The sequence below is a fragment of the Microcystis sp. M_QC_C_20170808_M9Col genome, from assembly GCF_007095495.1.
Lineage (GTDB): Bacteria > Cyanobacteriota > Cyanobacteriia > Cyanobacteriales > Microcystaceae > Microcystis > Microcystis aeruginosa.
This window is the reverse complement of the sequence record NZ_SFBZ01000231.1, coordinates 1-8,949: the sequence shown is the minus strand read 5'-3', so window position 1 is coordinate 8,949 and position 8,949 is coordinate 1. Positions and strand designations below refer to the sequence as shown.

12 protein-coding genes are annotated in these 8,949 nt (G+C 40.9%); 7 read left to right on the top strand and 5 right to left on the bottom strand.

Features of this window, described 5'->3' with window-relative positions; genetic code table 11:
* Positions 1 to 17: 17 nt before the first annotated feature.
* Entirely contained in the window at positions 18 to 302 is a 285-nt protein-coding gene (locus EWV68_RS13595; RefSeq protein ID WP_004159317.1) for a type II toxin-antitoxin system HigB family toxin, read from the bottom strand.
* 64 nt (positions 303 to 366) lie between these two features.
* Entirely contained in the window at positions 367 to 903 is a 537-nt protein-coding gene (locus EWV68_RS13590; RefSeq protein ID WP_287170112.1) for a helix-turn-helix domain-containing protein, read from the bottom strand.
* Between the two features lie 131 nt (positions 904 to 1,034).
* Between EWV68_RS13590 and EWV68_RS13585 the strand changes: the two genes are divergently transcribed.
* Both EWV68_RS13585 and EWV68_RS13580 read left to right on the top strand, forming a co-directional pair.
* Complete coding sequence (locus EWV68_RS13585) at positions 1,035 to 1,850, top strand: PEP-CTERM sorting domain-containing protein (RefSeq protein ID WP_287170111.1); 816 nt, start codon at positions 1,035 to 1,037, stop codon at positions 1,848 to 1,850.
* A 473-nt stretch (positions 1,851 to 2,323) separates the two neighbouring features.
* A complete protein-coding gene (locus EWV68_RS13580; RefSeq protein ID WP_004159306.1) occupies positions 2,324 to 2,518 on the top strand; it encodes a hypothetical protein in 195 nt (64 codons plus the stop codon).
* Between the two features lie 26 nt (positions 2,519 to 2,544).
* On the opposite strand, the gene EWV68_RS13575 is transcribed toward EWV68_RS13580, so the two are convergent.
* Positions 2,545 to 2,961 (bottom strand): DUF1816 domain-containing protein, encoded by a 417-nt coding sequence (locus EWV68_RS13575; protein WP_004159304.1) that lies wholly within the window; start codon positions 2,959 to 2,961, stop codon positions 2,545 to 2,547.
* A gap of 575 nt (positions 2,962 to 3,536) precedes the next feature.
* On the opposite strand from EWV68_RS13575, the gene EWV68_RS13570 reads away from it, so the two are divergent.
* A complete protein-coding gene (locus EWV68_RS13570; protein WP_287170110.1) occupies positions 3,537 to 4,649 on the top strand; it encodes a sensor histidine kinase in 1,113 nt (370 codons plus the stop codon).
* A 75-nt stretch (positions 4,650 to 4,724) separates the two neighbouring features.
* Here the strand turns inward: EWV68_RS13570 and mutL are convergent, their stop codons facing one another.
* Complete coding sequence (gene mutL, locus EWV68_RS13565) at positions 4,725 to 6,377, bottom strand: DNA mismatch repair endonuclease MutL (protein ID WP_004162907.1); 1,653 nt, start codon at positions 6,375 to 6,377, stop codon at positions 4,725 to 4,727.
* 12 nt (positions 6,378 to 6,389) lie between these two features.
* On the bottom strand, positions 6,390 to 6,518 hold the full coding sequence (locus tag EWV68_RS21915) for an element excision factor XisI family protein (RefSeq protein ID WP_287721272.1): 129 nt from the start codon (positions 6,516 to 6,518) through the stop codon (positions 6,390 to 6,392).
* Positions 6,519 to 6,854: 336 nt separating this feature from the next.
* Here EWV68_RS21915 and EWV68_RS13560 point away from each other — a divergent pair, with 336 nt between their 5' ends.
* The 4 genes from EWV68_RS13560 to EWV68_RS13545 all read left to right on the top strand — a co-directional run bounded on the left by EWV68_RS13560 (position 6,855) and on the right by EWV68_RS13545 (position 8,848).
* On the top strand, positions 6,855 to 7,172 hold the full coding sequence (locus EWV68_RS13560) for a DUF4164 domain-containing protein (RefSeq protein ID WP_287170108.1): 318 nt from the start codon (positions 6,855 to 6,857) through the stop codon (positions 7,170 to 7,172).
* A gap of 383 nt (positions 7,173 to 7,555) precedes the next feature.
* Positions 7,556 to 7,780 carry a Calvin cycle protein CP12 gene (locus tag EWV68_RS13555; RefSeq protein WP_002781201.1) on the top strand — a complete coding sequence of 75 codons (225 nt, stop codon included), beginning with the start codon at positions 7,556 to 7,558 and terminating at the stop codon, positions 7,778 to 7,780.
* A 175-nt stretch (positions 7,781 to 7,955) separates the two neighbouring features.
* Positions 7,956 to 8,546 (top strand): DUF3177 family protein, encoded by a 591-nt coding sequence (locus EWV68_RS13550; protein WP_061432486.1) that lies wholly within the window; start codon positions 7,956 to 7,958, stop codon positions 8,544 to 8,546.
* A gap of 35 nt (positions 8,547 to 8,581) precedes the next feature.
* A complete protein-coding gene (locus EWV68_RS13545) occupies positions 8,582 to 8,848 on the top strand; it encodes a DUF7734 family protein (protein WP_287170106.1) in 267 nt (88 codons plus the stop codon).
* Positions 8,849 to 8,949 lie beyond the last annotated feature (101 nt).

Here is an 8,949-nt window from a genome sequence, read left to right as displayed (position 1 = left end):
CTTTGTATTTTTCTGGATTAAAAGTAAGGGTCATTTTTCCATTGCTCCTTATCGTATTCAGCGTGAGTTAAAACATACTTGATATAAATTAGCCGCTTCTGATAATCGATACTGGTTATAAGGCGATAACGATTTCCTTTAATGTTAAAAACAGTAAAATTACCAACTGCTTCTGCTTGGGGAAATACTGTTTGAACCTCAACTAAATTATACCAAATTGCTTGACTGGCAATTTTATGCCAATTTTCTAAAGCGTGTTTATTCGTAAATTCTCGTAATCTTCGATAGCTGATGACGTGCATTTATAAAAACAAACATAAATTATCTCTATTGTAAAAAAAGGTGGACAATGCTCATTAAATCAAATTAAGGAATACATTTTTTAACTTGCTCAAGAGACAATCCCAAGGTACTAGCAATTTGCTCGGCCGTCAAGTCAAGCTCAACTAAGTTTGGAATAATTTCTAGTTTTGCTTTTTGTCTTTCTCTTTCCAGAATCGTCAGGCTTTCTTTAACATAAGGTATAGCAGTTTCTTCTATTATTGATTCAATATTTTCTGTCTCATAACTTTGTGAAGGATTAGCACAGAGGTTAAGATTACTGATTTGAATTGGATTGCCGACAATTTGATATTGAGAGTTAGCATATCCCAGCCTCTCAATAGTAGCACGAAAATTAGACTTATTTAAATCTTCTCCTAGAGCTTCGGAAAGAATGCGCCACAGTTGATAAGCTTCATCTTTAGTATGCCCTGCCGAACAATGATATTCTTCAGAAATATGGGTATATTTTTTGCCATTAAGGACTCCCTTCAGAATCGCAACTTGCAGACTGTCAAGATGTTGTCCCGTTTGCGCGAAAACTAGGTCATCCACGTATTTCAACACCGCTTGTACGTCCATTGCCCTGTTGCTTCATAGTTATAACGCCCAGCCGTAATTATCCGCTATTATCCGCTTTTTGTCAAGATTATTAATAAAACTCCCGCCTTTATCCGCCACAATCCGACTTTAGATTAGCTGAAATCAGGCTTATGCTTGAAGTAGAAATTGATGAGGCTAAAAGAATGGCTAATAAAATTACCACCATAACACTAGCTACTGGAGTTTTCCTCGGTTGTGCAGTCATTAAAACTCCCGTTGTAAATTCTGCTCCAACATTACTCGGACCAACTCCTTATCTTAGCTTTAATGATAGTCCATTTAAAAATGTTAGCTTTAGCTATTTTCACCTTGAGAATTTTGAGGATGGTTCCCTGAATGTGCCAGGTGTTACAGCCTCTAGTGCTAGTGGCTTACCAGTTAGTGTGCCAGGTCCAGATTTTTATAGAGATTCTGTTGATATTGACGACGGAGTAATTGATGGAAACGGGCAACAAGGTCATGGTCTCGTTGAACTAGGCAATGGAATAATAGGAGGCTTTAAATTTACTTTCAATGCCAATACTTTAGGAAACTTTCCTACTCATGTAGGTATTGTCTGGACAGATTCATATTCAAGCTTTGGCGGAATAGATCAAACACCACTAACTTTTGAAGGGTTTGATGCACAAGGAAATTCTTTAGGTACTATTGCACTTGGTCAGGGACAGATTGGCGATACCAGAAACGACGGAACAACAGTTGATGATCGCTTTTTTGGAGTTATCAATTTAGCAGGTATTTCAGCTATATCAATATCTCAGACTTTGATCAATGTAGGCTTTGAAGTAGATCACTTACAATATGGATTTGTTCCCCAATCTAGTCAACCTGTTTCTGAACCTTCCACTGTCTTTGGTTTATTAGGATTCGGTTTATTTGGACTAGGTGTATTCTGTAAGCGGACTGTTTCAGCTAATTGGATATAATAGATTCTCCCGATCTCCCGGGGAGCATCCCACTTTTGCAATAAGCAATTGTACTTAGATGCGAAATGCTTATATGGCAAGCCTTTTCGGGAGTTCATAGATTTTTAACGGTTCTCTAAATTGTGTGATTGGAACCAGAATCGTTATACTAAATCCGGTTATTAAAGACTGATTATTTATTCCCCCTTTTGCATGAGTGCCTTTTGCCTGTCCTGATATGTAGCCTATACTCAACGGATTTAGTATAACTTCTGCTGATCACCATAAGTGAGAGAAATTCACAAATATGAGATACACCCGATTGATAGTGAACACTCATTATATATTAATAAACATAAATAAATATGAAGTAATTTAAGTTTCAAGAAGAATGAACCCGATCTTTTTTACGATGGGGGTAAAAGTGATTTTCAATTTCTCAGGTTGAAAGATGAATCCAGATTAAGCTATCTCAACGATAAGAGGACAAGCCAATGTTTGAAGATTTTACCTATATTACCGATGAGGCTTTTTTAGAGAATTATTGGTGGGAAGAAAAAGTTATCTGTCCCCACTGCCAGGGCAAAGAAAGAATCTATCTAGAGACGGAGAATGAATCCGTCCCCTGTAAATTCTGTGAGGGTAAAGGCATTATTAAACGAAAACAAGAGGAAACTAACTATTCCTAAAAATCTGTAAAATTAGATACCATACATTAAAAATATTCTTGAGTTAAAACCTCTGGCTGACATTGTTTAATTTCGCTGTTAATTCCCAGGGCAGATTCCGATTGGAGGTCTTCGATATAACCGGATTGATGGGATAAAGCTTCCGAAAAACTCTCAAAAGGACCGAAATAATAGAGACATTTCGGCTGAGTGGTGGTGATCTCTATCCACCAAGGTTGAGGTAGTAAACTAGGCTTAATCGGGGCAGTTTCTGGGTCAAGAGGCCTTATACTGAGAATCTTGGCCCCTTGGCGCAGGAGGCGCTGTGTTTCTTGACTCATGCGGCTTTTAGGTACTCGCAGCACTGTCCGGGAGAAGCGTTGAGGCAAAGAGCCAGAAGAACCGGAAAAAACAACTTCATAGAGAAATATTTGATTCTCTCCCTGATTATTAGCCTCTAGCATACAGAAAAGATTCTCTTTTAAGGGTAAGGGTTAAAAAACAGACGCTACTTTGAGCAGATGACTCAAGCAAAATCATCTCCTAACAGAGTAGCGCATCTTGATACCATAGCATAGAGCGGCAAAAAGTTAGGTTTTGACCTACTCTCCCCTCACAGCATAGCTTGACGAGAGATTCTTCAACAAGAAGAACCCGATAGAGTTCTTTATGATGCTGTAGCCGAATCTAGGGCCGTTATCTTAATGGTGAGGTACAAAGTTTTTGTTTTTTGGAGTCGGTGGTCGATGCCAAATCCTCTTATACTTCATCTTTATGAGAAACCCTGTCAATAGGGTTTGCGGCAAAAAGTTTTTCCTAGGGGTAGGGTGTGGGGTGTAGGGTGTAGGGGTTTCCCCATTTTTGAATTGGCGAATTACCTAATTTTCAGGGAAAAAGTCCCTAAATTTTCCCACCGAACAATCCAATGGCTGGCACTTTTTGATTTCAAAAAGACCAAAAGATATTAGCCAAAAAGGTTTTTATATTTATGCAGCAGTCTCTCAATAATATTGACAACAAATAGAGTTTTTAAACAAATATGCAGCCACCAAAATTAAGCTTAGGAACCAGATTATTTTTATCCCATCTCCTCGTTATGGTGGTGGGATTGAGTAGCTTTATTATCATTGCTAAATTATCTTCTCCGCGAATGTTTGTTTTGCGTTTGGAACAGTTAGAAAGGCAGGGATTTTTTACCGTGCGATCAGCGAGAACTTTCTTGGTTAGGGGTTTTGAGACAGCTTGGGATAGTAGTGCCATTTGGTCATTCATTGCGGGAGGAAGTACGGCTGGTTATCTGAGTTTTTTGGTTTCTCAACGCATTATGAAACCGGTAAAACAAATGAAACAAATCACTAAAAATTTTGCTGAAGGGGATTTATCGGCGCGAGTTCCAGAAAGCGAAATCCCAGAATTAAATCAATTAGCCATCAGTTTTAATCAGATGGCGATTAGTTTAGCCGATGTGGAAAAACGGCGCCAGGAATTAATCGGTGATCTTACCCATGAATTACGCACCCCTTTAACTGTGGTACGGGGATATTTAGAAGAATTAGCCGATGGTGCGATCGAACCTAATCCAGAACTTTATCAGAAATTAGTGAAAGAAACCCGCAGGTTAGAACGTTTAACCCACGATCTACAGGAGCTATCGCGAGCGGAATCTGGTTATCTATCGATTAAAATGCAACCTGTTAATTTATTGCCTTTGTTAAATTCTCTCATCGAAAAATTTGCCGATCAATTATTAGAAGATGGACCGACTTTACAGTTAGATTGTCCCCCCAATTTACCATCTGTCATGGCCGATCCCGATCGCCTCGAACAAATCTTAGTTAATCTGCTCGGTAATGCCATTCGTTACACCGATAATGGTGCAATTACCCTGCAAGTGACAAGGGACAAAAATCGCCTACAAATTGCCGTTATCGATACAGGAATTGGCATCGCAGCAGAGGATTTACCCTTTATTTTCGAGCGCTTTTGGCGGGCCGATCGTTCTCGTTCCCGTTATTCTGGGGGTAGTGGTATTGGTTTAGCGATTACCCGTCGTTTAGTGGAATTACACCAAAGTCAAATCGAGGTGGAAAGTGAATTAGGTAAAGGCAGCACTTTCCGTTTTTCCCTAGCAATATCGGCCAATTTTCAGTGAACAGTGAACAGTAATCAGTAATCAGTAAACTGAAAACTCACATCTGATAACTGATCACTGATAACTGATCACTGATTAAATGCCGTGACTTTTGCCGATCACCCAATGACGACGGAAGAAGCGAGCGAGCGAGGTTTCTTCTAAGGATAAGTAAATCGGTCTTCCGTGGGGACAGGTGCGGGGATTACGGGTATTTTGCCAATCATCGAGTAAATTCTGCATTTCTTTTAAACTTAAAGCTGTACCGTTGCGGATAGCACTCCGGCAAGCGGTAGCAACCTGAGCGGTTTGTAAATCCCCCCCTAAACTTAATTCTAGTAAAGCATCAGCCCGATCCTCGCGTTCTTTGAGTAGAACAGGAATACTACGAATTGCCCAAGAGCGATCGCCAAAACTAGCAATTTCTAATCCTAAACGTTGTAATTGTTCGATTTGTCGAGTAGTTAACTGATTTAAGATGATCGGAGTATCTAACGGCACGATTTCCCAGTTATCCTCTAAACGTTCGTATAAAACCCGCTCATGGGCAATATGTTGTTCCACTAACCATAATCCGTGAGGATGTTCGGCAACTATGTAAGTTTGGTGAATTTGAGCTACTGCCTTTAATTCCAGCCGATTTTTCGGGGATTTCTCCCCTATTGTATAGGTGCTTTTTTCTTCGGCAGCCTTGAGAATTTGACTGACGCGCTGATTTTGCGCTTTTTCGGGTATATGTTCGGGATTTAGTCCTAACGCCTTGTCTATGGCTGAAATTATCTGTTCTTGCCAAAAAATGAGGTTATGCAGGTATATTTCCGCTTTGGCTGGGTGACGATTCCAATCGATCGAACGAGGGTTAAGATGTAGATGGAGAAAACAAACGGGATAGCGATCTTTAGGGACTGTGCGAGCGAAAGCTTCAAATATTGCCTGTTCTAACTCCGATGAGCGCACCATTCGCCCATTAACAGCAATTCTAACCCAATCTGGTTGATGGCGAGAAATGCGATCGGGCAAACCAATGACCAATTCAATTTGAGCAGATTCTGCGTCAGGAGTCGTTAAGTCAAGTTTTAGGGATGCTAAATCGTTAAAATGCAGAGATTTAACTAATTGGGGTAATATTTGACTGGCATCCTTACCCGGACTAATGCGTAACCAATCTTGATGATCTTGAAAAACCTGCCAAGTAATTTGGGGATGACAGAGAGCAAAATTATGAATTAAAGTCTGTATATCCTTTAATTGTTTGTTAATTGACGGTAAAGCTTGACGACGCACGGGAAAGTTACCAAAGAGATTCTCTACCGTGACGATAGTACCGATAGCTATAGGAATCGTTTCTAAATTACCCGGCTCGCCTTGGTGATTGTAAAGACAATAACAACCTAAATCATCGTCATGGCGACTGGCAACCCGCAGATGCGCCACCTGTGCGATACTGTGCAAAGCTTCACCACGGAATCCGAGACTGGTAATCTGCCAAAGATCGTCCCGTTGGCGGATTTTGCTGGTACTGTGGGCATAGCTACACAGTGGCAAATCTTCTCTAGACATTCCCCTGCCGTTATCCGATACTTGTATTCGCCAGTTTTGGGGAGATATATCGATGGTAATCCTATCTGCCCCCGCATCAATGGCATTTTCGACTAATTCTCGCACCACAGCGCCTAAAGAGTCGATTACCTCTCCTGCGGCAATTAAATCGATTACGTCTTGGGGTAAAACTTGTATGGGCAAGGTCATCAATTAATGGTTTTAGCCAAGGGCAAACTCGGTATATTGTCGCACAGGGGGCCCATGGTAAGCTAAAACGATGTCTTGTTTGGGGACTCCCCTAGCTACCAATTTATCAGCGATCGGTGCTGCCGTGCCGTCGTGCTGCACTCAGATTTTATTACTAATAATATCAACGGGAATTATACAGCCATAAATGCCCGTGCTGCTGTCCCCGTAACCGAATCAAAAAATGTTTCAGTTTTGACGGGATCACTAGGCGCTCTCAGTAGGGAATCTGATTTTTGTGAATTACTGTTTGAAAGAGTCCCCGACCGAGAAAATATTGATAGAGTAAGTACCTAAGCAAAATTAATTACACATATCTAACCACCTCTTGCCTCCTGCCTTTTGCCTTTTGCCTATCTTCACTAGGAAATTAATTTTGCACGACTACTTATTGATTAGGAGACTAGGAAAAATTCAACTTTAAGAGGATTGTCACTGATGACAGCAGTTACCGAGAATGATCTGAAAAGGTTAGAAGATTTAATCGTTAGCGGACAGAAAGCGATCGAATCCCGACTAACAGCGATCGAGTCCGGACTGACAAACCTAGAAAATGGACAGAAAGCGATCGAGAACAGTCTAGGAGAAATTAAAGGAGATATTAAGGCCTTAGATGCCAAAGTTACGGGACTAGAAAAGCGGGTTGACGATCTCAACGCACCAGTCAACATTACGACCATTGGATTCCTTAGCATTGTCGGCATTTTGGTGACAGGAATGCTGACTATTGCCAGCAAAACAGTCTTTTTCCCCTAGTCCCTAGAATGATACTAAATCCTGTGTAAAAGGTATAGGAGAGTAGGTGAGTGCCAAAGCACTGGAGCGGGGAAAAACAATCGATAACTTGGCAGTTAATCACACTATTAAAAACGGATTTGGTCTAAGACGGCCTAAATAAGTCGATATATGGTTCTGCTCGCTGTCTATGCCGGGGAGAAATCCCTCTGGCATTTCTCCAGTGCGGAATGTAGGCTAAAAATTGGCCCGGTCAGGAAATCTTGATGTTAAATTCCCCAAAAATTGCGCTAGGATCGGCTTCATAGCACAGGAAAGGCGATCGAGTGGGATAACCGATCCTGTGGCTTGAGAAGGTGACTGTATAATTGTTAGAGTGTCAATAGATCAATTCCAGAGGAATCATGAGCAATATCCAAGACAAAATTCAAGAAGAGCTAGAAAACGCCAGAGCCGTCTGTAGTACGGAAGGTGCCACCTCTGGCGAATGCGCCGCCGCTTGGGATGCGGTGGAAGAATTACAAGCAGAAGCCGCTCACCAACGTCAGGACCACCCCCAAAAAACCTACTTCGAAAATTATTGTGATTCTAATCCCGATGCCGCCGAGTGTCGCATTTATGAAGATTAATGCAGTCAGGCAGCGGTTTTTTCTCTCCTCACAGTAGAATCCTAGCTTTAGGGCGATCTCGGCTATAAAGAGATCGCCCCTCGTTTTTTTGTTTGTTGGTCAAGCTGTGGCCGATTTTGGCTCCTGCGTCCGAAGACAGTAAAATGTTGACAGTGTAATTATGTCTAAATAGTTTATGAATCAACTTTGGTTTCGTCCTCTCGTTTGGATAGATTATCGTTTAGCCGTCCTATTTACGGTGATTATTCCGGCAATTTTGTTAATTTGGTCTTTATTTGCAAAAATCGAATCATTACAAAAATTGTTGATTATCTATTGGCGAGTGGCTAGTCTTTTATTAATTACTGTATATTTAATGATCGCTTCCTGGCCGATTGGTTTTGTCACCAGTTTTTTAGCTAAGATTTTAATCACGATTTCCCTCTGGTTTTGGGTGGATATTAACGATGAAATTAAAGATTTACCCGCCAGTCCAATTAAATTTGTCACCACTGCTTGGCGTTGGGCAGTAACGATTTATTGTCCTTTGGGCGCGATTTCTACCTTACCTTTTCTCTCCTGTGCTATGTCAGGGGAATTGCTAAATTCTCCCTATTGTCAAGTTTGGCAGGAAGCACCTTGGCAGTTTCGCGAGATTTTTCATTCAGAAGCTACCGCTAATGTTTTGGGCTTTTTTGGTTTAGTTGGTCTCTCTTTTTATACTCTCTATTTTGCCCATTTTCTTCTTATTCGCCTTGGCAAACAGGGACGTTCAGCTTTACAATAGGAGGTCTTTAGCTATCGATAATTAGCCATTTTTCTATGAATATTGGTAAACAACTCGAACAATACACCCTCAAAAATCCCCAAGAGGTTTTATTAGTGACTATTGCTGTGGATGGGGAGGAGGAAGAAATCTCTATTTTTAAAGGTTTTTCTAGTTCCCTTACCCGCAGCACCCCCTACGATCCCGATATTCCGATCATTCCTGAAACTGCTAGAGTTATTAAGATAGATCGTCTTGCTAGTCCTTATCATCCCCTTAATCCTCGCTATATCCAAGAAAATCTTACGCCAATTCAAAAATGAAACGCATCAACCTCAAGAGTTGACAAAGAAAGGCTCATCAGGTACTGTCTGATCATTAACAAAAACAAATCAGACCCAAAAATGAGCCACCAACATCTTAA